Origin of the sequence: Roseococcus sp. SYP-B2431 (genome assembly GCF_004336745.1) — a bacterium.
Classification (GTDB): domain Bacteria; phylum Pseudomonadota; class Alphaproteobacteria; order Acetobacterales; family Acetobacteraceae; genus Roseococcus.
In genome coordinates, this window is the sequence record NZ_SJXD01000011.1 from 958,376 (window position 1) to 979,505 (window position 21,130).

At 67.6% G+C, this 21,130-nt stretch carries 25 protein-coding genes and 1 tRNA gene; 10 read left to right on the forward strand and 16 right to left on the reverse strand.

Annotated elements, in window-relative coordinates; all coding sequences use genetic code 11:
- Nucleotides 1-18: 18 nt before the first annotated feature.
- From EJV46_RS05885 to EJV46_RS05900, 4 genes are all read right to left on the reverse strand, one after another.
- The gene (locus EJV46_RS05885; protein ID WP_131547635.1) at nucleotides 19-1,452 is read right to left on the reverse strand and encodes a hypothetical protein; all 1,434 of its coding nucleotides are present in this window, start codon (nucleotides 1,450-1,452) and stop codon (nucleotides 19-21) included.
- Entirely contained in the window at nucleotides 1,449-1,709 is a 261-nt protein-coding gene (locus tag EJV46_RS05890; RefSeq protein ID WP_131547636.1) for a hypothetical protein, read from the reverse strand. The genes EJV46_RS05885 and EJV46_RS05890 overlap by 4 nt, the downstream gene beginning before the upstream one ends.
- On the reverse strand, nucleotides 1,706-1,906 hold the full coding sequence (locus EJV46_RS05895; protein WP_131547637.1) for a hypothetical protein: 201 nt from the start codon (nucleotides 1,904-1,906) through the stop codon (nucleotides 1,706-1,708). The genes EJV46_RS05890 and EJV46_RS05895 overlap by 4 nt, the downstream gene beginning before the upstream one ends.
- A 127-nt stretch (nucleotides 1,907-2,033) precedes the next feature.
- Nucleotides 2,034-2,612 carry a hypothetical protein gene (locus tag EJV46_RS05900; RefSeq protein ID WP_131547638.1) on the reverse strand — a complete coding sequence of 193 codons (579 nt, stop codon included), beginning with the start codon at nucleotides 2,610-2,612 and terminating at the stop codon, nucleotides 2,034-2,036.
- A 110-nt stretch (nucleotides 2,613-2,722) separates the two neighbouring features.
- Here EJV46_RS05900 and EJV46_RS05905 point away from each other — a divergent pair, with 110 nt between their 5' ends.
- The gene (locus tag EJV46_RS05905) at nucleotides 2,723-3,460 is read left to right on the forward strand and encodes a Cthe_2314 family HEPN domain-containing protein (protein WP_255465994.1); all 738 of its coding nucleotides are present in this window, start codon (nucleotides 2,723-2,725) and stop codon (nucleotides 3,458-3,460) included.
- On the opposite strand, the gene EJV46_RS05910 is transcribed toward EJV46_RS05905, so the two are convergent.
- From EJV46_RS05910 to EJV46_RS23010, 6 genes are read right to left on the reverse strand one after another with little or no spacing between them, the layout of a single operon-like run.
- Nucleotides 3,420-3,710, reverse strand: coding sequence for a type II toxin-antitoxin system RelE/ParE family toxin (locus tag EJV46_RS05910; protein ID WP_131547640.1), 291 nt, complete (start codon nucleotides 3,708-3,710; stop codon nucleotides 3,420-3,422). The genes EJV46_RS05905 and EJV46_RS05910 overlap by 41 nt on opposite strands.
- Nucleotides 3,710-3,946, reverse strand: coding sequence for a CopG family ribbon-helix-helix protein (locus EJV46_RS05915; RefSeq protein ID WP_206020707.1), 237 nt, complete (start codon nucleotides 3,944-3,946; stop codon nucleotides 3,710-3,712). Before EJV46_RS05915 ends, EJV46_RS05910 begins: the two co-directional genes overlap by 1 nt.
- Before the next feature lie 56 nt (nucleotides 3,947-4,002).
- Nucleotides 4,003-5,709, reverse strand: coding sequence for a TraM recognition domain-containing protein (locus tag EJV46_RS05920; RefSeq protein ID WP_206020708.1), 1,707 nt, complete (start codon nucleotides 5,707-5,709; stop codon nucleotides 4,003-4,005).
- Entirely contained in the window at nucleotides 5,706-6,191 is a 486-nt protein-coding gene (locus tag EJV46_RS05930) for a hypothetical protein (RefSeq protein WP_131547641.1), read from the reverse strand. Before EJV46_RS05930 ends, EJV46_RS05920 begins: the two co-directional genes overlap by 4 nt.
- 23 nt (nucleotides 6,192-6,214) lie before the next feature.
- Nucleotides 6,215-7,432, reverse strand: a complete 1,218-nt coding sequence (locus tag EJV46_RS05935) for a relaxase/mobilization nuclease domain-containing protein (protein ID WP_131547642.1) — start codon at nucleotides 7,430-7,432, stop codon at nucleotides 6,215-6,217.
- Between the two features lie 44 nt (nucleotides 7,433-7,476).
- Nucleotides 7,477-7,701 carry a plasmid mobilization relaxosome protein MobC gene (locus EJV46_RS23010; RefSeq protein ID WP_206020709.1) on the reverse strand — a complete coding sequence of 75 codons (225 nt, stop codon included), beginning with the start codon at nucleotides 7,699-7,701 and terminating at the stop codon, nucleotides 7,477-7,479.
- A gap of 668 nt (nucleotides 7,702-8,369) precedes the next feature.
- Here EJV46_RS23010 and EJV46_RS05945 point away from each other — a divergent pair.
- A tRNA-Glu gene (locus EJV46_RS05945) sits at nucleotides 8,370-8,445 on the forward strand.
- A 138-nt stretch (nucleotides 8,446-8,583) separates the two neighbouring features.
- Nucleotides 8,584-9,159: a hypothetical protein gene (locus tag EJV46_RS05950; protein WP_131547643.1), complete on the forward strand. Its 576-nt coding sequence runs from the start codon at nucleotides 8,584-8,586 to the stop codon at nucleotides 9,157-9,159.
- Nucleotides 9,160-9,195: 36 nt separating this feature from the next.
- Here the strand turns inward: EJV46_RS05950 and EJV46_RS05955 are convergent, their stop codons facing one another.
- The gene (locus EJV46_RS05955) at nucleotides 9,196-9,798 is read right to left on the reverse strand and encodes a histidine phosphatase family protein (protein ID WP_131547644.1); all 603 of its coding nucleotides are present in this window, start codon (nucleotides 9,796-9,798) and stop codon (nucleotides 9,196-9,198) included.
- A 44-nt stretch (nucleotides 9,799-9,842) separates the two neighbouring features.
- On the opposite strand from EJV46_RS05955, the gene EJV46_RS05960 reads away from it, so the two are divergent.
- The 4 genes from EJV46_RS05960 (at nucleotide 9,843) to EJV46_RS05975 (ending at nucleotide 14,578) form a co-directional block, all read left to right on the forward strand.
- Nucleotides 9,843-10,799 (forward strand): tripartite tricarboxylate transporter substrate binding protein, encoded by a 957-nt coding sequence (locus EJV46_RS05960; protein WP_131547645.1) that lies wholly within the window; start codon nucleotides 9,843-9,845, stop codon nucleotides 10,797-10,799.
- A 6-nt stretch (nucleotides 10,800-10,805) separates the two neighbouring features.
- Nucleotides 10,806-11,288 carry a GNAT family N-acetyltransferase gene (locus tag EJV46_RS05965; RefSeq protein WP_131547646.1) on the forward strand — a complete coding sequence of 161 codons (483 nt, stop codon included), beginning with the start codon at nucleotides 10,806-10,808 and terminating at the stop codon, nucleotides 11,286-11,288.
- A gap of 250 nt (nucleotides 11,289-11,538) precedes the next feature.
- Complete coding sequence (locus tag EJV46_RS05970) at nucleotides 11,539-12,507, forward strand: tripartite tricarboxylate transporter substrate binding protein (protein WP_131547647.1); 969 nt, start codon at nucleotides 11,539-11,541, stop codon at nucleotides 12,505-12,507.
- A gap of 796 nt (nucleotides 12,508-13,303) precedes the next feature.
- The gene (locus EJV46_RS05975) at nucleotides 13,304-14,578 is read left to right on the forward strand and encodes a L,D-transpeptidase family protein (protein ID WP_165585360.1); all 1,275 of its coding nucleotides are present in this window, start codon (nucleotides 13,304-13,306) and stop codon (nucleotides 14,576-14,578) included.
- 56 nt (nucleotides 14,579-14,634) lie between these two features.
- Here the strand turns inward: EJV46_RS05975 and EJV46_RS05980 are convergent, their stop codons facing one another.
- Nucleotides 14,635-14,955 carry a multidrug efflux SMR transporter gene (locus EJV46_RS05980; RefSeq protein WP_131547649.1) on the reverse strand — a complete coding sequence of 107 codons (321 nt, stop codon included), beginning with the start codon at nucleotides 14,953-14,955 and terminating at the stop codon, nucleotides 14,635-14,637.
- Nucleotides 14,956-15,344: 389 nt separating this feature from the next.
- Between EJV46_RS05980 and EJV46_RS05985 the strand changes: the two genes are divergently transcribed.
- Nucleotides 15,345-15,692: an ArsC family reductase gene (locus tag EJV46_RS05985; protein ID WP_131547650.1), complete on the forward strand. Its 348-nt coding sequence runs from the start codon at nucleotides 15,345-15,347 to the stop codon at nucleotides 15,690-15,692.
- Between the two features lie 22 nt (nucleotides 15,693-15,714).
- On the opposite strand, the gene EJV46_RS05990 is transcribed toward EJV46_RS05985, so the two are convergent.
- Both EJV46_RS05990 and EJV46_RS05995 read right to left on the reverse strand, forming a co-directional pair.
- On the reverse strand, nucleotides 15,715-16,314 hold the full coding sequence (locus EJV46_RS05990) for a hypothetical protein (RefSeq protein WP_131547651.1): 600 nt from the start codon (nucleotides 16,312-16,314) through the stop codon (nucleotides 15,715-15,717).
- 125 nt (nucleotides 16,315-16,439) lie between these two features.
- A complete protein-coding gene (locus EJV46_RS05995) occupies nucleotides 16,440-17,435 on the reverse strand; it encodes an NAD(P)-dependent oxidoreductase (RefSeq protein WP_131547652.1) in 996 nt (331 codons plus the stop codon).
- A 118-nt stretch (nucleotides 17,436-17,553) separates the two neighbouring features.
- Between EJV46_RS05995 and EJV46_RS06000 the strand changes: the two genes are divergently transcribed.
- Entirely contained in the window at nucleotides 17,554-17,940 is a 387-nt protein-coding gene (locus EJV46_RS06000) for a cytochrome c family protein (RefSeq protein ID WP_240782416.1), read from the forward strand.
- A 95-nt stretch (nucleotides 17,941-18,035) separates the two neighbouring features.
- Here EJV46_RS06000 and EJV46_RS06005 read toward each other — a convergent pair whose 3' ends face one another.
- Nucleotides 18,036-18,692, reverse strand: a complete 657-nt coding sequence (locus EJV46_RS06005; protein WP_165585361.1) for a GPP34 family phosphoprotein — start codon at nucleotides 18,690-18,692, stop codon at nucleotides 18,036-18,038.
- 195 nt (nucleotides 18,693-18,887) lie between these two features.
- Between EJV46_RS06005 and rutA the strand changes: the two genes are divergently transcribed.
- A complete protein-coding gene (gene rutA / locus EJV46_RS06010; RefSeq protein ID WP_131547654.1) occupies nucleotides 18,888-19,970 on the forward strand; it encodes a pyrimidine utilization protein A in 1,083 nt (360 codons plus the stop codon).
- A 186-nt stretch (nucleotides 19,971-20,156) separates the two neighbouring features.
- Here rutA and EJV46_RS06015 read toward each other — a convergent pair whose 3' ends face one another.
- Nucleotides 20,157-21,080: a tripartite tricarboxylate transporter substrate binding protein gene (locus EJV46_RS06015; protein WP_240782452.1), complete on the reverse strand. Its 924-nt coding sequence runs from the start codon at nucleotides 21,078-21,080 to the stop codon at nucleotides 20,157-20,159.
- Nucleotides 21,081-21,130 lie beyond the last annotated feature (50 nt).

Below are 21,130 nucleotides of genomic sequence, written 5' to 3' on the forward strand. Positions count from 1 at the left end.
GACAGGTCCGCTCTGCGCCTAGCGGTAGGGGCCGTTGGCGGTCTCGGCGAAGAAGGAGCTGGTGGTCCGCTTCGTTCGCTCCAGGAAGCCGGTGCCGCGGTCGAGCGTCACCTCCGTCTTCCAGGTTTGGAGCGGCGCAAAGGTGTGCGACACGCGGGTCATATAAGCCTCCCACGTCGCGTCCCCCTCGGTGACGCGGAGATATCGGCCGATCTTCAGTTCCTCCGAGCCGCGCAGCCGCGCATGGCCGTCCTCGAAGACCACGTTGTCGCGGTTCATCTCTTTCAGGCGCTTCGCCCTATCGAGGTGCCAGAAGGTTATGTCGCGCGCCCCGGCGCGGCGGTCGGCCTCCTCTGGCATCATCACGGGCAGCGTGGAGAGATCGCTGGGCAGCAGGCGGGTCGCCTGCCGCATGCGCCGGCGGCCGTAGAGCTCGGGATCGTTATTCCCGTGCTCGTCGTCCAGTGGCTCGCCCTGCTGGAGGCTATGGACGTTCACGAAGCCGCCGGACTCCATGGAAGGGCCGGGGGGCACCGAGAAGAAGTTGGCCACCTGCCGGTCGCTGCGGCGCATGCGGATATGTTCGATGGCCTCGGAGTCCACTTCCACCGCACTAGGATCGGCAGCGCCGCGCATGATCAGGCGGCCCTCGACATCCTTGAAGGGGTTCGGGCGGAAGCGCACCACCGGCCCCTCCTCCTCGTCCTCGTCCTCGATGAACAGCTCATTCCACGGTCGGTCTGCGAAGAGCTCCGCGATCTGCCACATGGTCCCCTGGACATTGGCGGCGACGTTCGCCGCGGCAATTCCCTCGTGGACCGTGGCGTCCACCCGGAACTCGCGCACGATCTGCTGGGAGAAGCCAGCCATCTCGCGGACCTTCCGGTTCACCACCCGCTCGGTCAGCTGGGTGATGAACTCCGACACGGGCAGCATGGCCACATCCATGCCGGTCTCGGCCTGCATGCGGAAGAAGTCGAGGAAGGGCACCTCCTGGAGGTAAGCGATCTCGTAGAAGACCTGGTTGATGAGGAAGAGCTTGCCGGCGTCCTGGCCCATCACCACGACCGACCGCTGCGGGGTGCCCTCTTGGCCGATCCCCCTGGGCCGTTCCACATCCGTGACCCAGCCTCGCATGATGAGCGGCAGCGGCTGCCCGGTGTAGCGCCAGGGCTCGCGTGCGGCGCGAATCTCGATCAGGTCCATCGGCTCGATCATCGCTTCGATCGTGTCGAGCGTTTCCGGGTAGGGCTGGTCGGGGAAGGTGATCGTGAAGCCGCCAGCGGCCTCGTAGAGCCCCTTCAGCGTCTTGATCGAGGAATTGTCCCCCAGGTACGGCGTGAGGTCGATCTTCCGGGCAGCGCCCGAGTAGCGTTCGGCGCGACCGTCGCGGCGCGCGACCATCCTGAACAGCGCGACCTCGATCGCGGGGCGATAGACCTTGACGGTCATGCGAGCCCCCTGGGCGCGGGCCCGGCGAACCTGGTCTGCGCACCGGGCAGGGAGGCATCGCCGTGGATTGCGCGAGCTTGTTCATCGGCTTCACGAATGAAGGCGATCATGTCGTAGCGAGAGCGTTCGATGTCTCCGCCGGCGCGCGCGACCCACGCCAAGGCCCGCAGGGCGCGCTCAGCCGCAGACCGCAGACCGATCATTGCCGCGTCCGCCTCCATTTCCGCCCATGCGGCGTCTTGCTCCTCCGGTGTCATCGCGCGCCCCTTCGCAGCGCCATCGGGGGGTGCGGAGCCGCCACGTGGGCCATGGAAAAGCGGAGCTTCTCAAGGCTTGCGCGCGCGATCTGCCCGGCGGCGGCCTGGATGCCGTCCTCGTGGGCTGCCTCGGCCTCGGCGCGGAGGTGGGCGAACCGCGCTACGTGGCCCTCGATGTCCGCGGCGATTTTGGCCAACTTCGTCCTCTCCGCCGAGGTGTCGCCGCCGGCGAGCAAGGCTGCCCGCACCCGGCCTTCGCTGATTCGGCCTGGCGCGCCAGTTCGGCGCCGGCGGCCGCGAATTGGTCGGTGGAGATGCGCTGGATCATCGGCCGGCCTCCAACTTCGCCGCCGCCGCCATGTTGCGATGCGCGAGCGCCTCGATCACCGCGACTTGGTGACCAGTCAGCCGGCCGGCGTGGAAGGCGGCCAGCGCCTTCGCTAGTGTCTCGCGGGTGCGTTCGCGGGCCTGCTGGCGGACCACCTGGCGGTGCTGATCCCGGATCGCGGCATGGTTCTGCTGCACCTGATCAGCGATCCGCTTCGCGTCGGCCACGAGCTGCGCGCCGCTGATCGGCGCGGCGTGCCGTGCCTTGGACATCGGCTCCGGCGCGACCTTCTTCTTCCGCGGCTTGCCGTCCAGCGTGCTCGCCTCCACAGCGGACCGCTGTTGGCCCTCCCGGGCGGCGGTGCGGATATCCTTGTCGTCGGCCTCGTCGCCGAGCAGAGGCAGCGCCTTCGCCTTCTGGAAGGCCTCCTCGATGACCCGGCGCTCGTGCGGCCGCGAGCCGAAGGCCGTCTCGCTTACCGCCCGGATGAAGCCGTCACGCTGAGCCGGCGTGAGGGCCTTCGAGAAGTCATCCAGCTGGAGTTCCGCCACCAGGCGATCGAATTCTGACGGCAATTTCGGCTTCCTCTGCTCGGTCGAGGAAAATCCTCGGCCTCGCAAGAGTTGACAGTCACGAACTGCGCGAAAAAACGCGAAAAGCTCGATTTCGGGCCGATTGGTCGCGAATTCGATATGATTGGATCGTGACCTCAGCGGATGTATTTTTGATGCGCTATATATCGATACTTGACTGCGCTGTAATTTTAACAAATGTCATTTACGAACTCGGCCTAAATATACAAAAATGCACCATTAATAATATCAGGAAAAAGGGTGCTCCACCCGGCGTCGTGAAGGTTCTATCTAAAATGCTGGATGATCAGGGCGCCTTACGCGACGAACGAAATGCTCGCTTTCATCACGGAACCGAGCATATTTTAACGGATGATGATCAGGTTTTTCATGCACTTTCCATGTTGGAGCGAATGAAAATAGCAACGATTTCTTCTGACTCTTCAGGAAATAAATTGGACGTTTCCCATTTTTTTGGGACGGGCTTGTATAGCTTGCAAATTAAATTCAACAAACCCACGAAATCATTGGTTAAATCTTTAAATATTTTTTATAATATTATTGAGCCTGATTTTGAGGGGCGTTTTGGACCTTTGGTTGCTGCCGCAACACATGGGTTCTGCGCCAGAAGAGAGAAGCAGGCTTGGAGCTTCGCCCCCAGCGCACTTCGCAGAGCCTTCCACCCAGCTTCGGATCGCAAGGGCGATCCTGCCAGCCGGGTCCCTGCGAAGGCTCTCCTCCGTTTGCACCCCCATTCTCGCCGAAGGGCAGAGGTTCAACCTTCGTTGCACCTCAAATTGAAGAGCAGCCTTAGTCGAAGCTTTCCGGCCATTCGCGCGCGGCGTGGATGACCGCCAGGATCTCCACACGATCCTTCATGGCTTGATAGACGACGATATAGGAGGTGTCGGCCAGGATGAGTTCGCGTGTGCCTCTGGCGCGTCCTCTACGGCCCATCATCGGGTGTTCGGCAAGTGAAAGGTTGGTGCGTTCCGTTAGCTCGACGGCAAGCTTGTAGGCCGCTTGCGGGCTTTCCTGCGCGATGTAGTCCTGAAGCTCTTCGAGGTGGGAAAGGGCAGCTCTGGTCCAGACGACCAGCATCAGCTCGGACGGTATTTGTTCACCACGCCCGCAAGATCGTCAGGCGATGCAAATTCCCCGCGTGCCGCCGACGCCACACCCTCGGCCACCTTGTCGAGGAAACGTTCCTGCCATTCCAGGGAATGCCCATTTTGAAGGGCATCCGCGATGATCTCGGACGGCGACAAGCTTGACCGCGCGGCGATAGCATCAACGCGCGATTGCAGTTCGGCAGGGATTTCGAGCTTCATGGTCATGCCTGTAGTATGCCATTACACGACTGTTTTTTAAAGAGAAAAGCGGAGGACCGCGCCTAGTCCTCCGCTTCCGCCCGTAAGCCCCTCAGGATGCTCTCAATATCGTCTTCGCCTTGGGACGCGCTACGCGCGGCAACGGGTGGCAGACTGGCCGGAGCCTTTGCGAGCCAGGCGTATTTGTCGGGCTTCTGGTTCACGTCGCGCAGGTATCCGCTCAACTCCGGGCGCTCCCAGAAATTCGGCACATCGACGGTGAAGAAGCCCCAATCGCGCGAGTCCAGCAAAGCCGTCTCGCTGCCCGTGGCCTCGCAAATGTCCTCGACCTGGAGCAGCGGGCGCGCTTGCTCGGACAGGTTATCGCCGGAGCCGTTCACCTGGTTATTCGAGACGTTGAAGCCGCGAACCATCACGCTGGTCTTGCCCGAGCGGTGCTCGATATCGCGCAACGTGTCCGTGTCCGGCAGCCCACGATAGAGCGTGTGCGCGACAGCTTTCTTCCAGATGCGGGCGATCTCCTTCCCATACCGGCTTTCCAACTGCGCGGCGGCATTCTGGAACATGCCCAGGAAGTTGATCCCGCCCTGACGATAGAGGGTCAGGATCTCATGGAAGTTGGAAACGTAGAGCTGTCCCCATTCTTCGCCGACCACCAGGGCGCGCAAGGGACCATGGGCATCGGCAAAGCGTTCGATCACCGCCGCCGCCATCGCGCCGACGAAGGCGCGGCTGGTTTCGCTGCGGGCATTGCCGATGATGAAAAGCGCTGTGCGCTCCTGCTTCATATCGGCGGGATCGAAGCTGTTGCCGTCCGTCGCCGCGCGCGCCGCCGATCCCAGCTGATAGCCTTGCAACCGCTCGATCATGAGTGATGCGTAGGCGTTCCATTGGTCGCGGGATTCCGTCAGGCCCGCGAGCTGGCGCAGCATCCCGGCATCATCGCGCATCCGGCTATCGCTCGCCCACACCATGAGATCGTCCGCGATTTCCTGGCGACCGCGCCCGAAAAAATCCCACAGGCCGCCCGGCGTGCAGGCCCAACGCCAATGCGGATAAAGGGCGCTGATCTTGTAATATGTTGAGAAGAATGTCCGCACGCCCTGGCCGACCCATTTCGTGCCTGTTTCCTCCACCGGCACAATATAGCTCGCGGCATCATAGGCGACCTCGCCGACGACGGAGCGCAGCTCAGGCCGCACCGCGACTTCGAGCAGCCGCGTGTTGAAGTTGAAGCTCTCGCTTGGATAGCCAAAGAGACGATTGGGATTGATGAAGCGGGGCCGGTAGCCTTGCCGCTCCAACGTTTTCCAGGACAGCCAGGCCAGCTCGCCATCCTTGGAATCTGTGATGATCTTGGTCAGGTGCGCCGTGCGCGGCGAGACGAGATTGACGCCGAGAAACCGCGTCAGCTTGCCTTTGCCCGCCTGCGCGTCAATCGCGACAGGCTCCGTGCCGTCATAGACCAGGGCGCGGCCATTGAAGAATCCAAGCTCAATGCCGCGTCGCAAAGGTTGGCGGCCGGCAACCAACTGCATCATAGCAGCCCCGATCGCTCCGATCGCCTCCTCATCATTCAGCTTGGCATGGCCGAGCGAGCCGGACGGGTTGGCATCCAGCATGGCACGCAGTTGGGCCGCTGCAAGTTGTTCCGCCCGCATCCGGGCGATGCGCGCTTGCGCGGCATCCTCCCACGAGAGGCGCTGCTGCGCGTGGGATTCAAACATCCAGAAGAACTGATAGAGTTCCGTAAGGCGATGAAGGCTCATCGCCCGTTCTCCTCATCGTCCCAGCTTGCGAAACGGAACGGCGGCGGCTGGGGCGGCCTGGATGCCGGAGGCGGCAGCGCGGCGTCTTCCTGGCGCGGGATATATTCGACGGCCTGGCCTCCGCCTTCCTCCTGCACAAGCATATCAAACCCGACCGACGCCAGGGCGTAGCCGCCAAGGATAATGTAGATCCATGCGCCGCTTGGGATACGCTCACCGAAAATCGACGCCACGAAGACGGCCAGCAGCGGCGCGGTAGCTGCGCCGATCACGCCGCGAAGGATGAAGCTCTTCGCCTCGGCAGGTGTAATGTACCATTTCCCGAGTCGAAGCGGCCCGCTTAAGGCGACAAGATAAATTAGCGTCAGCCCGAGTGAGACGAAGACAGCAATCGCGTAGATAAATATCCTGGTAGCTGCGATGATCACTAAAATGAAAAGCGCGCCCATGCCAGCGCCTCCATCATTGTTTTTCTGAGACATCTATTTTCTCCTGTGTTGAGGGATTATCTTCCGAGTTTGAGGGTCATGCCTGCGCCTTGCTGAAGCGCGGGCGCGTTCTCCCGACCCTGGGAAAACTTCAGGTAGCGGCCCACGTCCTCGCGCAGCTCTCGGAGCTGCGCGGCCTGCCTGGTCCGCAAATCTTTGAATTGGGTTTGCAGAACGGCGCGCTGGCCGAGCTGCTTTTCAATGAGCGCCTGGCGCTCCGCGCCATGGCGTTCTTGGGTGCGCTGCGCCTCTTTTTCATGGGCCGCGCGCATTTCTTGGTATCGCCTGGTGATGCGATGCCACAGGCCGCGAACGCCCTTAGGCAGCCGTGCCGCGCGTTCGCGCGTCTCAGTCTGCCATTCGAGGCTCAGAGGTTGTTCCAGCTTGGTCCGCGACTCCCGGTGGAGATGCGTCATCTCCATCTTGTGGTGGCCGAGCGTCGCGGACCGCTGCTGGAACTTGGTCCGCGCTTCTTCGACATGGCGGCGAATAGCGGGCGTCATTCGCTCGCCGATTCGCTTCTTCGTTGCCTCGACGGTGGGGAGCTTGTCCCCATGGCCCAGGCGGTCGCGCACGTCCTTGGTTTTCAGGTTCAGGGCGCGCGTGAGAGCGTGAACCTCGCCCATGTGATCGACGACGACATGACCGCGCCGATCACCCTTCGCCAGGAAGAAGCCGCGCTCTTCGAGTGCGCCAGCAAAGGCTTTGCCGTTGTCCGAGGTGTTCCAGCACTCCTGGAACGTCTGTTTTATCCAGCGAGGATCGACACCCTGGCGTTTGGCCTGTTGCCATTCCGCCAGGGTGAAATTCGTGGGGTTGCGTTCCGCCGAATTCGCGATCCCGCGGGGCTTCCACCCATGCTCGAGGTAGAGATCGCGAGACACACCCATGAGCTTGGTTTTGAAGAAGGGCAGCGGGCGCGCCGTCATGGTCTCGGCGTCGATGCGCGACCAGGCGCAATGCGCGTGGCGACGGCCTTCCTTCTCATGGAAGACGATCACGCGCGGCTGGCCTTGAAGGCCAAGCCGCTCTTCGATCCGGTCTATCGTTTGCTCGAAGACCTCAGGGGGAACCCGCTCATTCTCCGGCGGGCTTAGGCTTAAGGAGAAAAGATACTGGCTGCACTTCGTGCCGCGACTGATCGCCTCGGTCTCTTTGAATGCGCCTTTCAGATCCTCCGCGATGAACCCGCGCATTTCATGGACGCGAACATGTTCGTTGTCGTCCACGCGCATGAGGTGGTCGGCCAGGTTCTGGCCGCCGCCGCGTTGGGATGCTTTCAGTATGACGGCGCATCCCCCGGCTTCAGCCCGAGGGCGAGCAGAAGAAGGCGGCGCATTTCACGAATGTCGGCATACGCCGCTGAAAGCTCGGCCTCGATTTCCGGATTGACGATAAGCGCGCCAATGTTGGCGAGGTGGGCAAGCTGATTGAGGTTGCTGGCCATGCGCGATGCGCCAAAGGCCGCGACCAGCTGCGCCAGCGCCTTGCGATCTTCGATCACAAGACCGCTCCGCCGTATCCGTACGGGCGGCACGCCGCCAGGATCTTCGCCTTGATATAGGTGCCGAGCGGGGTTCCCCCGGCTTCGGCAATCAGCCGGTCCCGTTCCGAATCCGACAAGCGGACGCTGAACGGAGCCGGGCGCTTCTTGCGAGGCTTTTGGTCCGAATTTTCGGGATACGGGCTGGCCGCTGCTTCGAAGGTGCGGCCTAGGGACATGGCGGCACCGGAGAGTCTTCGACCCTCCGGCGCTGCTCAAGGTAGGTGTTCCATTCGGCGAGAGTCTCGATCAATTGGTTCGAGACATCACCGTCTATGGGCACCACTTTGCTTGGCGCGATGCCGCCCGCCAACCCATCGCGCGGGTTCGGCATCGCTCCGCTCAGCCGCACCATTTTATTTCCAACGGCTTGACGCCCGGTTTCGCCCCACCTGACCGTTCTCAAGCTTAAGCGATCGTCATCACCTCGATCCGGTCGCGCCAGTCGCGCTACCGGGGGCCGGAGCTCCGCAAGACGCTTGTCCAGCCGGTCATCCGTCCATTCCCCCACACGAGCAGACAGATGGAATCCAACGCCTCACGATCAGTCCGATGCGATTCCCTTTCTTTCTTCCCACCCCCCGCTTGATCCCGGGTGAAAGCCTGTCTAGAAGCTCGGCTCCGGCCACGTCCCTTTCGTCTAGAGGCCTAGGACACCGCCCTCTCACGGCGGCAACAGGGGTTCGAATCCCCTAAGGGACGCCATTCCTTTCGATGGCTACGTGCCGCCCGAGGCGGTTCCGACCCGCCCCAGCTACCGGAAGCTTGCGGGATGACGTAAGGGCAACCCTGGCGACGGCGGGCCGTTGAGGCCGTGCCGGCTGCAAGGGAGCACTGAGAGCCATGTCCGACCGTTTCCTCGACGACCGCCGCAGCGGATTGGAAGAAGCCTTCTTCGCCCAGCAGAACGAGGAGCTCCGCCGCCGGATCGCTGACGCCGGGGCGCAGTCCGACCGCCGCGCCGCGCTCGCCGCGGCGTCGCATATCCAGGATCCGGCCGTGCTGGACCGCCTGCTGCAGCTCGGCCTCAGTGCCGGGACGCTGTCCGCCCTTACGCTGGTCCCGCTGGTGCTGGTCGCCTGGGCCGATGGCGATCTCTCGGACCTCGAGCGCAACGCCGTGATGGAGGCCGCCGCGACGGAGGGGATCCATCAGGATCACCCCAGCCACGCGCTGCTGGAGGGCTGGCTGCGGGTGAAGCCGGGGCCGCAGCTGGTCGCGGCCTGGAAGGACTACGTGCGTGCGCTGGCCCAGCCGCTCGACCTCGAGGCCCGGCGCCAGCTGGAGGTCCAGGTGATGGACAAGGCGCGCCAGGTGGCCGATGCCGCCGGCGGATTCCTGGGCCTGACCTCGCGTATCTCGGTCGCGGAGCGGGAGATGCTGTCGGACCTCAGCGCGGCGTTTCATCCCCAGGCCTGAATTCGCGGTCCTGGGCGGCTTGAGGAAGTCGAGCCCTCAATCGCCCAGCCCGGCGGTGCGCGTGAGCTGCTCCGCGCGAATCACCCCCAGCCATTCCCAGCCCGTGCCGCGCGGCCGGAAGACCGCGGCCGCCCCTTCCGGGAACTCGGCCTGGGAAAGGCTCTGCCCGAGGATCAGGCCGAGCGGGACGATATGCCCCACCATCACGCGGTTGCCGCCGGCCACGGGCTCGGCCAGCCGGCGCGAGACGCGGCGCGCATCCTCGCTTGCGTCGCCAGGCGTGTAGTCGTCGGCGATGAGGTCGGGCTCCACGCGCGCCTGGCCGAAGGCCAGCTCCGCCGTGTCGCGCGCGCGGAACACCTCGCTGGTCAGCACCTCCGCGACGGGAATGCCGAGCGTCCGGAACGCCTCGCCCAGCCGCGCGGCCTGCGCGCGGCCGGCCGGGCTGAGGTTGCGCTGGCCGGCCCGGTCGCCGCGGCGGCCGCTGTCGATCTGGCTCCGGTCGGTGATGCCGTGGCGGAGATAGAGGTTCAGCCCGCCCTCGCGGAGCAGGGCCACGGCCCGGTCGTCGGCCAGAAATCCCCGGGCCAGCGCCGGGAGCGGCCAGGCGAGCAGGCTGGGGAGGAGGCGGCGATGCATGCGCCGAGATTGCCGCCCTCCCTCGCGCCCGTGAAGATGCGCGCATGACCCGCCTTCCCCGCCGCGCCTGGCTCGCGACGCCGCTCGCCGCGCCGGCCCTCGCCCAGCCCGGCTTTCCCAACCGGCCGATCCGGCTCGTCGTGCCCTGGCTGCCGGGCGGCTCGGCGGACCATCTGCGGCTGCTGGCCGAGCTGGCCGGGCGCAACCTCGGCCAGCCGGTAATCACCGAGAACCGGCCGGGGGTCAGCGGCACGCTCGGCCCGGCGCTGCTCGCGCAGGAGGCGCGCGGCGACGGGCACCTGATCGGCCAGATCCCCATCACCGCCTTCCGCATCCCGGCGATGTTGCGGCGCCCGCCCTTCGACCCGATGGCGGATTTCACCTGGGTGATCCACCTCTCGGGTTATGGCTTCGGCGTGGTGGTGCGCGGCGACAGCCCGTACCGCAGATGGGAGGATCTGCTCGCCCGCGCGAAGGCCGCGCCGGGCCGGGTGAGCTACGCCTCTCCCGGCGCCGGATCGAGCCCGCACATCGCCATGGAGCGGATTACCGCCGAGGCGGGCGCGTCCTTCCTCCACGTGCCCTATCGGGGCGGCACGGACACGGCGCAGGCGCTGCTGAGCGGCGCGGTGGACTGCACCGCCGACAGCACGAGCTGGGCGCCGCTGGTGCAGGACGGCACCTTCCGGCTCCTCGTCACCTGGGGCGCCGAGCGGGCGCGCCGCTTTCCGGAGGTGCGGACCCTGCGCGAGGTGGGGATCGACCTTGTCTCGGACTCGCCCTTCGGCCTGGCCGCGCCGAAGCACACCGACGCCGGCCTGGTCCGCGCGCTGCATGACGCGATCAAGCCCGCGCTGTTCGACCCGCGCCACGTCGCGATGCTCGACCGGTTCGACATGCCGCTGCGTTATATGGGTCCGGAGGAGTACGCCGCTTTCGCGCGGCGGCTGAACGAGGAGGAGGGCCGCGCCGTGCGGCGCCTCGGCCTCCGGATGGATTGAGGCGGGATGGACGCGGACATCGGACAGGCCGGCACCGAAGCGGATCTCGCCGCGGTCGTCGCGCTGTTCCGCGCCTATGCCGCCTCGCTCGACGTGGACCTCGCCTATCAGGGCTTCGAGGCGGAGATGGCGGCCATGCCGGGCAAGTACGCGCCGCCCGCCGGCCGGCTGCTGCTCGCCCGCTCGGCCGCGGGCGTGCCGCTCGGCTGCGTCGGCCTGCGCGCCCTCGGCGGGGCCGGCTGCTGCGAGATGAAGCGCCTCTACGTGGCGCCCGAGGGGCGCGGCACCGGCCTCGGCGCGCGCCTGGTCGGGGCCGCGATCCGTGAGGCCGAGGCCATGGGCTACCGCGAGATGCGGCTCGACAGCCTGCCCTCCATGGGCCCGGCGATCGCGCTCTATCGGAAGCACGGCTTCGAGACGATGGCCCCCTATTACGACACGCCCGTCGCCGGCACCGTCTTCCTGCGCCGGAGCCTGCGCCCGGGCTGACCCATCCCGCCTGTCGCAGGCGTGCACGCCCGTCGCGCGCAACGGAAATTCCGGCCCCGTGCTGGGCGAGCGCTTCGGCCCGCGGCTCGAGACCGGCATCGGCGGGCGGCTTCGTCCTCCGCAAGAGGCGCAAGCTGACCGACGGATCGGCCCCGCATGCCGGCGCCTGCCACATCCAGGTGCCGGATTGAGCTTGCCCAATCGAGGCGTTGCGGCGATAGGTCTCGGCAAGACCAAGTCGAGGAACCTCATGTCCATCATCACCCGCCGCGCCGCCCTGGCGCTGCCGCTCGCCACGGGCCTCGCCGCCCCCGCCTATGCCCAGCAGAACTTCCCGAGCCGGCCCATCCGCATGCTGGTCCCCTGGGCGCCGGGCGGCACCTCCGACATCGCGATGCGCGCCCTGTGCGAGGCCGCCTCCAGGCGCCTCGGCCAGCCCGTCGTCGTGGAGAACCGGGCCGGGGCCGGCGGCGTGCTCGGTGCCCAATTCCTGCTGACCACGCCCGCCGACGGCTATGTGCTGAGCCAGTTTCCCATCAGCGTGCTGCGCCAGCCGCTGCTGAACAGCCGGGCGCTCTTCGATCCGCTGGCGGACTTCACCTATGTCTCGCTGATCACCGGCTATCTCTTCGGCATCGTGGTGCGGTCCAACGCGCCCTGGCGGACCCTCGGCGAGCTCTTCGAGGCGGCGCGGCGCGAGCCTGGGAAGCTCAACTACGGCACCCCCGGCGTCGGCACCTCGCTGCACCTGACCATGGAGCAGATCGCCAAGGCGAGGGGCATTGAATGGACGCATGTGCCCTTCCGCGGCGTGGCGGAGAACATGCAGAGCCTGCTGGGCGGCCAGATCGACATCCTGGCCGACAGCTCGGGCTGGGGCCCCCAGGTGAAGGACGGCGCCTTGCGCTGCCTGGCTGTCTGGAGCGAGACGCGCGCCAGAAGCTTCCCCGACGTGCCGACGCTGCGCGAGAGCGGCGTCGACATCGTCTCGGTCAGCCCCTACGGCGTCGGCGGGCCGAAGGGCATGGACGCAGGGATCGTCCGCGCGCTGGACGCGGCCTTCCGGGAGGCGGTGACCGACCCCGTGCACACCGGCGTGCTCGACCGCTACGACATGGCGCCGATGTACAAGAACAGCACCGACTACACGGCTTATGTGCGCCAGACCATGGAGGAGGAGCGCAAGCTCATCCAGGAGCTGGGCCTGCGGCTGAGCTGAGAGGGGAGCCACCGCGCCGATCCCCTGAAGCCAAAGCGGCTGCAGGGGTGGCGCGGGCACGTGGAGCGAGGCCGGGCTGGGCCCTGGCCTCATCCACCGATCGCTCCGGTAGAGGCGTCGGTCTGGATGCGCCGGAGAGCCGGCGCAGGCTGCATCGCGCTCGTCGCGGGCGGGCCTGCCGCAAACGGTCCTCGCCGCCGAAGCCTCGCCGCCGAAGCCTCCGGGGCGAGCGGTCCCGCCCGCGCTTACCGCGCGATACGGATCAGCCGCGCGCCGGGGGAACCGGGGCCGGGGCAGGAGCCGGCGGGGCGACGTAGACGGGGGCCGGGGCCGGCGGCGGCGTCTCGGCACAGGCGGCGAGCAACGCCACGGGCGCAACGATGGCAAACACGGCCGCACTACGGAACAGTCTGGCTTTCATCTGCTACTCCTTTGATTGAATTGGGCATGGACAGGTTAGGATTCAAAGACAACTCTTAGCAAGGATCAAAATGCAGTTGCATGGGTCGATAAAAGTCGAGGAGTGGCGCGGGGGCATGATCGCCGCAGGTGGAATCACCGGAAGCGTGGTTCATGCTCTCGAATCAACGAGCTAGAGGCTTGTAGTGAGCACTTGCGAACGGAGGGGGCTCTAGTGAGCGCGCCGCGGTGCAAGGCCGGACCCGGCGGCCAGGAGCCTTCGGCTTCCGCCTGGGTCGAGATGTCCAGGCGCGGCATGGCAAGCACGTTCGCTCTCGCCGCGTCGGCATGGGGGCTGGCGGCGTGCGGCGCAGCCCCGGAGCCGGAGACGGGCGCCGTGCCCGCGCGGCATGCCGACACCGGGCTTCGGGACCTGATCGGCGGCGCTCGCGCGCCGGTCGTCGCCGGCGAGCCGCTGAATGCCGGGCTGCTGCGGCGCTTCTACGCGCTCCGCGGCTTCGAGCCGGTCTGGACGGACCGGCAGCCGCAGGCCGATTCCCTGGTGAATGCCGTCCTGCGCGCCCGCGATCACGGCCTGGATCCCGAGCTGTTCCTGGCCGGCCTGCTCTGGCGCAGGGCGGCCTTCCCGCCTCTTCGCCGCGAGTTGCTGCTCTCGCATGCCGTCCTCTCCTATGCCGATGCATTGGCCCACGGCGCCGTGCCGCTCGATCTCCGACGCGACGGCGAGGCCCTGACACCCGAGCCGGTCGATGTGGCCGCCGCGCTCGACCGGGCCATCGACGGTCCCGATCCCGTGGCGGCGATCGAGGCGCTGGCGCCGGCGACGCCGACCTACCGGGCGCTGCGCCAGGCCTTGCAGCGGTACCGCCCCGCTCCTGCGGCCGGCGACAGGGCCGCGGCGCTCCGCCTGCGACAGATCGAGGTCAACCTCGAGCGCCAGCGCTGGCTGCCGCGCGCCCTGCCGGCCGACCGCGCCTGGGTCAACGTCGCCGACCAGCGGCTGGTGCTCTACCGCGCCGACCGGCCCGTCTTCTCGACACGGGTCGTCGTCGGGGACGACGCCGAGCGCAGCCAGAGCCCGGAGTTCCGGGCCGTGATCGAGGCCAGCTTCTTCAACCCGCCCTGGGTCATCCCGCGGGACATCGTCGCGGCGGATATCCTGCCGAGGATCGATCGCGACCCGGACTACCTGATGCGGAACAACATGGTCCTGCGCGACAGCGGCGAGATCGAGCAGGCGGCGGGCCCCGAAGCGGGGCTCGGCCTGATCATGTTCGACATGCCGAACCGGTTCGACGTCTACCTGCACGACACGCCGAACCGGACCGTCTTCGGCCGGGACAACCGGCGCATCAGCCATGGCTGCATCCGCGTCGAGAATCCCCTGGAATTCGCCGCCCTGCTGATGCAGCAGCCCGTTGACGCGATCCATCGGGGGATCGCGACGGGCGGCACCACCCGGCACCACCTTCCGACGCCGGTGCCGGTCTTCCTGCTCTACCAGACGGCCTTCGCCGACCCGGAGGGCGCCCTGCAATTTCGTCCGGATTTCTACAATCGCGACGCCGGCGTCTGGCGACGGCTGCAGAGGGAGGGGCGCAATCCCCAGGCGCAGGCCGATCGCCGGCCGGCCTCGCCCGGGGCCGCGTAGCAGCAGCCCCTGCCCTCCGCTCAGCCGTCCCGCGCGACAAATGCCCCGAGGTCGGGCTAAGCGCTGCTGGACAGCTTCATCAGCACCAGGCCGGCGAGAATCAGGACGGCCGCAGCGACGCGCATGGGGCTCGCCGCCTCGCCCAGCACCATGACGCCGACGAGGAAGGCCCCCACCGCGCCGATCCCGGTCCAGACCGCATAGGCCGTGCCGAGCGGCAGCACGCGCATGGCCAGGGTGAGCAGGCCGACGCTGCCCACCATCGAGACCAGCATGAGGATCGTGGGCCCGAGGCGGGTGAAGCCGTGCGACTGCTTCATGGCGAAGGCCCAGATGATTTCGAGAATTCCGGCGGCGACGAGGTAGATCCAGGCCATGAACGGGCCCTCCAAGACAGGGCCGGGCCGTCCCGGACATGCGAAACCCGTGATGGGGAGGTCGTCCTCTGATCGCTGATATGGGAGCGAATCGTGACCAGGCCAGGGTGCGCGGGGCGGGATCGTCGCGCGCGGCCCGCCGTCCCGCCGCCGGGGCCCAGCCCGGGCGCGCCGGACGGGAGCGAAGGGCAGCGCCTCCAGATCGACAAGCGCGCCGTCCTGGCCGATGGTCGCCTGACCACGCCGGTGCTGGGACGGTGGGCAGGAACAGATTCTTCGGGGGCGGCGACGGCCGGAGGTGATCCGCGCCGGCGCGTCGAACGGCACCGGAGCGGGTCCCTACCGAAGCCGGGTGCTGGCTCATGCGGACACGCGCCCAGAGGGCCACGATGACGACGACGATTTACGGCATCAAGAACTGCGACACGATGAAGAAGGCCCGCGCCTGGCTGGAGGCCAGGGGCGTGCCCTACGCCTTCCACGACTACAAGGCGTCCGGCATCGAGGCCGCGACGTTGAAGGCCTGGGCCGGCCAGGTGGGCTGGGAGAAGCTGCTCAACCGCGCCGGCACGACCTTCCGCAAGCTGCCCGACGCGGAGCGCGTGGACATCGACGAGGGCAAGGCCATTGCGCTGATGGTCGCGCAGCCCTCGATGATCAGGCGGCCCGTCCTGGCCGGCGGGAAGACGCTGCTGGTGGGCTTTTCCGCCGACGCCTATGCGAGGGAATTCGCATAGCCTCGGCGCCCGCCGCCGGCCTTCACGCCCGGATCCAGGTCTCCGAGAAGGCCAGCATCGCCGTGGAGATGCGCTGGCCCGCGATGTCGCGCGGGACCGGGGCGCCCGGCCGGGACTGGCCGTTCACCGTGACCGTCGCCTTGTCGCAGCCGACGAAGAGGCTCGGCATGTGGTGCCTGCCCGTGGCCGACTGCGCGGGCGAGAGCGCGAAGCAGAAGGGCTTGCCCAGGCCGGACCACTCCAGTTTCACCGTCATGTCGCCGGCCTTCACGGTCTCGCCGTAGCGCGTAACGGTGTCGCCCTCCGCCTCCACGCTGTCGAGCCTGCGGAAGCTCAGGGAGGACAGTCCCGGCAGCCCGCGCCACGCCCCGAAGTGCGAGACGTATTCCGCGATCAGCCAGCGCGCGAGCGGCTCGTTGTCGGTCAGGCAGACATTGCCCGGCGAGGCCTCCTGCGGCGATTGTAGCAGCACGAGCGCATGCCCGCGCCCATGCGGCGAGAGCATCACCCGGAAGAAGGAGGCCAGCGTCGTGAAGGGGCCGTCCGGATCCTCCTTCAGCGAGATGCCGGGGTTCTCGCCGGTCCATTCGACGGTGCCGGGAAAGATGGTCGTTTCGGCCATGTGCTCCACTCCCTGTTGGTCTTGGCCGCCATTGGGGCCGCGCGGCGCCCGCGCGTCAATCGGCCCTGGTTGCCCGCGAGGCGCCCGGCCCGCGCCGGCGGGCGGCGAGGGACGGAGCCGCCCCGCTAGCTTACCGCGATCCCCAGCCGCGACAGCCGATGCGCCTGCCCCGCATTCACCGCGCCTTCCGGCAGCTTCCCGGCCGCGAGGGAGGCGATCTGGCGCACCGTGTCCATGGCCTGGTGGTAGGCGGCCTCGGGCGTGACGCCGCCGATATGCGGCGTGGCCACTACGTCGGGGCGGCGGGCGAGGCGAGGGCTGGGCTTCTGGTCGGGCGCGCGGCCCACATCCATCGCGGCGCCGGCCAGATGGCCGGAATCGAGCGCCGCCTCCAGCGCGTCCTCGTCCACCAGCTCGCCGCGCGAGAGATTGATGAAGAAGGCGCCGCGCTTCATCCGCGCGAAACCCGCCGCGTCCATAAGATTCGCAGTCTCCGGGCTGGAGATGGCGAGGCAGACCAGGAAATCCGCCTGCGCCTGCACCTCCTCCAGGCCCGTCCCGGGCCGGAGATAGGGGTCATGCACCAGCACCTTCATGCCGAGCGCGAGCGCAATCTCCTCCATCCGCTTCGCGATGCGCCCATAGCCGACGAGCCCCAGCGTCGAGGCCGAGAGCTGCAGGTTCCGTCCCGGCTCCGGATCGCGGCCCGCGCGATAGGCCTGGCCCATGCGCGAGATGCCGCGGGCCAGGTCCAGGATCATGCCGATGCCGAGCTCGGCGACGGCATCCACGAAGCCCGGCGTCGCGCGCGTCACCAGGATGCCCTGCGCCGAGGCCGCCGGTACGTCGATCGTGCTGATGTCCACGGCGCAGCGCAGGAAGGCCACGAGGTCGGGCGAGGCCGCGAAGGTCGCCTCGGTGCCGGGCGAGCCGCGGAAGGCGATGATGACCTGGCAGCCGCGGGCGGCCTCGGCCAGCTCGCCGTCGCGCAGGTCTCGGTCGGTGGCGTTGCGGACGACATCGGCATGCTTCCGCAGCTCGGCCAGGGCATGGTCGCCGAAATAGCCGGGGAAGACGTCCGTTCCGTGGGAGAGGAAGACCCTCAGCCTGTTGCCGCTCATCGCATCCTCCGTTTCCGGAAGGATGCGGAAGGACGAGGCGCGCGTCCATCCGCGGCGGCCGGCGCTTGCAGGATCCGGGCCTTCGCCCAAGATGAAGGACAACTCTCGGAGTGGACGAATGCGGTTCTCGATGATGCTCGCCGGGTGGCTCGCTTTAACGCCCCTGGGCGCGATGGCGCAGGATGCGGAGGCGGGCCAGCGCGTCTTCAACCAGTGCCGGGCCTGCCACACGATCAATCAGGGCGGGCGCAACGGCGTGGGGCCGAACCTTCACGGCGTCCTCGACCGGGCGGCGGGGGCGGTCGAGGGCTTCCGGTACTCGGCGCCGATGCGCGAGCGGGCGGCGTCGGGCCTCGCCTGGACCGAGGAGAACCTGATCGCCTATATCACCGACCCCAAGTCGGTCGTGCCGGGCGGCTCCATGTCCTATGTCGGGCTGCGCAATCCGGAGCAGCGGGCCAACCTGCTGGCCTATCTGCGGCAGGCGACGGCGGCGGCGAATTAGCGTCCTTCCCCGCAAGGGCTGACGGCGAAGCTTACGGCCCGTGGCTTCGCGCCGCAGGCCGGCCGGCGGTTCGCCGCCTGGCTCGGGTCCTGGGCCTAATGCGCCCCGGCGAAGGCCAGCATCATCGCATAGACCTCGCGCGTCACGGCCGAAAGCGTGCGGCCCAGCTCCTCCAGATCCGCCACCTGATCCACCCGCTTGCCGACCTTGTCCTGCTCGGCCGGCGTCAGGATCAGCGGGATGATGCCGCTGGCGCGCGCGAGGCCGATCATCAGCGAATCATGCGGCTCGGGGATGTCGTCCTCCAGCAGCACCTTCCGCAGGCGGGCGCGCACCTCGAGCACCTCGGCCTCGCCCTCGGCGGCCTTGGGATACCGGCGGTCCGGGAAGACCCATAGGAAGCGGCCCTCCTCCTTCTTCAGCACGCCCTTGGCCACGAGGCGGTCGAGGATCATGGAGCGGTAGTGGTCGCCCTGGCGGCCGAGCTCGACGATCCAGTGGCGGCTGTCGCGCATGCCGAGGTTGGTGGAGATCAGCGTGAGCGCCTCGTCCAGCACCGGGTCGCCGGAGGGCTTGTGGCTGGTCACCATCAGCCGCTCGGGGTCGGTGTCGATGCGGTTGTCGAGCGAGAGCTGCATGAGGATGGCGCTGGCCACGGCATAGTCGCCGGCGGGCGCGGGCAGGCCGATCGGGCGGCCCGTCTTGTCGTCCAGGAGGAGGAGCATGATCTCCTCCGGCATGGTGAGCTTCATGGCAGTCCTCCAGGCGGTGGCCGCCGCCGGGCAGTCCCGGGGCTGATTCGCGCGCGATGTTGTTCGGGCCCGCGGCCGCTGTCCAGCGCGGCGTCGCGCCGCGCGGGCACCCTCGCCGATCGCCCATGGCATAGGCCTTGCTTGCCCCGGTCACCGCACCGGCGCGGCCGGGACAAGACGAAAGGCGATCAGCGCATGGACATCGGCGTCTTCATCCCCATCAACAACAACGGCTGGCTGATCTCGGAGAATGCGCCGCAATACAGGCCCAGCTTCGAGCTGAACAAGCAGGTGGTGCAGAAGGCCGAGGGCTACGGGCTCGACTTCGCGCTGTCGATGATCAAGCTGCACGGCTTCGGAGGAAAGACGGAGTTCTGGGACCACGGCCTCGAAAGCTTCACGCTGATGGCCGGGCTGGCGGCGGTGACGAGCCGGATCAGGCTTTTTGCCTCGACCGCGGTGCTGACCCTCCCGCCCGCGATCGTGGCGCGCATGGCCAGCACGATCGACGACATCTCGGGCGGGCGATTCGGGGTCAACATCGTCTCGGGCTGGCACAAGGTCGAGTACAGTCAGATGGGCCTCTGGCCCGGCGATAACCATTTCGGCAGGCGCTACGACTACAGCACCGAATACGTGCAGATCCTGCACGAGCTCTGGGAGGCCGGCCATTCCGACTTCAAGGGCGAGTTCTTCCAGATGGACGCCTGCAAGCTGAGCCCGCGGCCGGCGCAACGGCCGAAGCTGGTCAGCGCCGGGCAGTCGGATCGCGGGATGGAATTCGGCGCGACGTATTGCGACTACAATTTCTGCCTCGGCGAGGGCGTGAACGAGCCGCAGAAGTCGGCCTCGGTGCCGGCCCGCGTGCTGGAGGCAGGAAAGAAGAGCGGGCGCGAGGTCGGCGCCTACATGCTCTTCATGGTGATCTGCGCCGAGACCGACGCGGCGGCCCTGGCCAAGTGGGACAGCTACGAGAAAGGTGCCGACCGCGAGGCGCTCACGCATCTGCTGGGCCATGCGGCGCATGACGTGGGCACCGAGGCGACCTCGATGGCCGCGGTGGTGCAGCGGAACCCCTCGCCGATCAACTTCAACATGGGCACGATCGTCGGCAGTCCCGCGACCTGCGCGCGGCTGCTGGACGAGGTGGCGGCCATGCCGGGCGTCGCCGGCATCATGCTCACCTTCGACGACTTCCTCCTGGGCATGGACATGTTCGGCACGCGGATCCAGCCGCTGATGCAGTGCCGGAAGGATCGGATGCCGCTGGCGGCGTGAAGCTTTTTCCCGCCCTCAAGCGCCGGGCGGCGGCTCCGCCGCCTTGGCTTCGCCGCGCGACTGTCGCGCGAGTTGCAAGGTAGGTTGGGCGGCGCCGGCCGCGTTGCGGCCGGATGTTCGAAAGCCGTCGCGAAAACTTTCCCGGGTCGGTCGGGGCGCCACGCCGACCGGCGTGGCGCCTGCTTCCTATGCCGCCGAGATGTTGTACCGCCGCGCGACGGCGCTCCATTCCGTGATCTCGGCCTTGATCCGGTCGGTAAAGGCCGTTCCCATGACCGGCGTCGCCGGCGGCATGGTCTGCAGGTCCTCGAAGCGGGCGGCGAGCTCCGGCCGCGCCAGGGCCTGCGGGATCAGCGCCGAAAGCCGCTCCACGATCGGCTGCGGCAGGTTCTTCGGCGCCGAGAGGCCCAGCCACTGCGACGAGGTGAGCCGGGGAAAGCCCTGCTCGGCGAAGGTCGGGATGTTCGGCAGCGCCGGCAGCCGCTGCGGCGTGGAGATACCCAGGCAGCGCAGCGAGCCGTCCTTCAGCATCTGCACATTGGTCGTGACCGGATCGATCATGCTCTCGATCTGCCCGCCCATCAGATCCTGCAGGGCGGGCGCGCTGCCGCGATAGGGCACGTGGTCGAGGTTGGGCGCATTGGCCTCGCCCGAGAGCATCGCGCCCAGCAGGTGCGGCGCCGAGCCGATGCCCGAGGAGCCGAAGCGCACCGGCTGCGTGCGCGCCGCCGCGACGTATTGCTCCAGCGTCTGGAAGGGCGAGTTCGCCTTCACCAGCAGCACGTTCGAGGCCTCAACCAGCAGCCCCATATGGGTGAAGTCGGTGATGGGGTCGAAGGGCAGCGAGGGCAGCGTCGCGGTGGAGAAGACATGCACCGAGGCGTGGCTGACCAGCAGCGTGTAGCCGTCGGCCGGTGCCTTCGCGACGTAGTCCGTCCCGATGACGCCGCCGGCGCCGGCGCGGTTCTCGACCAGGACGGTCTGGCCCAGCGCCTGGCTCATCGCCGGCGCCATCAGGCGGGCGATGGTGTCGACGAGGCCGCCAGGGGGGAACTGGGCGACCAGGCGGACCGAACCGCGGGTCGGCCAGGCGGCGCCCTGGCCACGCACCAAGGCGGGCGTGCCTAGAAGGGCGGCAGAAGCACCCAAAAGTCCACGAC

Bases quoted from the DNA above. Each gene is read 5' to 3' on its own strand.
- EJV46_RS05885 (WP_131547635.1), bottom strand. From the start codon at position 1,452: ATGACCGTCAAGGTCTATCGCCCCGCGATCGAGGTCGCGCTGTTCAGG.
- EJV46_RS05890 (WP_131547636.1), bottom strand. From the start codon at position 1,709: ATGACACCGGAGGAGCAAGACGCCGCATGGGCGGAAATGGAGGCGGAC.
- EJV46_RS05910 (WP_131547640.1), bottom strand. From the start codon at position 3,710: ATGCTGGTCGTCTGGACCAGAGCTGCCCTTTCCCACCTCGAAGAGCTT.
- EJV46_RS05915 (WP_206020707.1), bottom strand. From the start codon at position 3,946: ATGACCATGAAGCTCGAAATCCCTGCCGAACTGCAATCGCGCGTTGAT.
- EJV46_RS05920 (WP_206020708.1), bottom strand. From the start codon at position 5,709: ATGAGCCTTCATCGCCTTACGGAACTCTATCAGTTCTTCTGGATGTTT.
- EJV46_RS05930 (WP_131547641.1), bottom strand. From the start codon at position 6,191: ATGTCTCAGAAAAACAATGATGGAGGCGCTGGCATGGGCGCGCTTTTC.
- EJV46_RS05935 (WP_131547642.1), bottom strand. From the start codon at position 7,432: ATGCGCGTGGACGACAACGAACATGTTCGCGTCCATGAAATGCGCGGG.
- EJV46_RS05950 (WP_131547643.1), top strand. From the start codon at position 8,584: ATGTCCGACCGTTTCCTCGACGACCGCCGCAGCGGATTGGAAGAAGCC.
- EJV46_RS05955 (WP_131547644.1), bottom strand. From the start codon at position 9,798: ATGCATCGCCGCCTCCTCCCCAGCCTGCTCGCCTGGCCGCTCCCGGCG.
- EJV46_RS05960 (WP_131547645.1), top strand. From the start codon at position 9,843: ATGACCCGCCTTCCCCGCCGCGCCTGGCTCGCGACGCCGCTCGCCGCG.
- EJV46_RS05965 (WP_131547646.1), top strand. From the start codon at position 10,806: ATGGACGCGGACATCGGACAGGCCGGCACCGAAGCGGATCTCGCCGCG.
- EJV46_RS05970 (WP_131547647.1), top strand. From the start codon at position 11,539: ATGTCCATCATCACCCGCCGCGCCGCCCTGGCGCTGCCGCTCGCCACG.
- EJV46_RS05980 (WP_131547649.1), bottom strand. From the start codon at position 14,955: ATGGCCTGGATCTACCTCGTCGCCGCCGGAATTCTCGAAATCATCTGG.
- EJV46_RS05985 (WP_131547650.1), top strand. From the start codon at position 15,345: ATGACGACGACGATTTACGGCATCAAGAACTGCGACACGATGAAGAAG.
- EJV46_RS05990 (WP_131547651.1), bottom strand. From the start codon at position 16,314: ATGGCCGAAACGACCATCTTTCCCGGCACCGTCGAATGGACCGGCGAG.
- EJV46_RS05995 (WP_131547652.1), bottom strand. From the start codon at position 17,435: ATGAGCGGCAACAGGCTGAGGGTCTTCCTCTCCCACGGAACGGACGTC.
- EJV46_RS06000 (WP_240782416.1), top strand. From the start codon at position 17,554: ATGCGGTTCTCGATGATGCTCGCCGGGTGGCTCGCTTTAACGCCCCTG.
- EJV46_RS06005 (WP_165585361.1), bottom strand. From the start codon at position 18,692: ATGAAGCTCACCATGCCGGAGGAGATCATGCTCCTCCTCCTGGACGAC.
- rutA (WP_131547654.1), top strand. From the start codon at position 18,888: ATGGACATCGGCGTCTTCATCCCCATCAACAACAACGGCTGGCTGATC.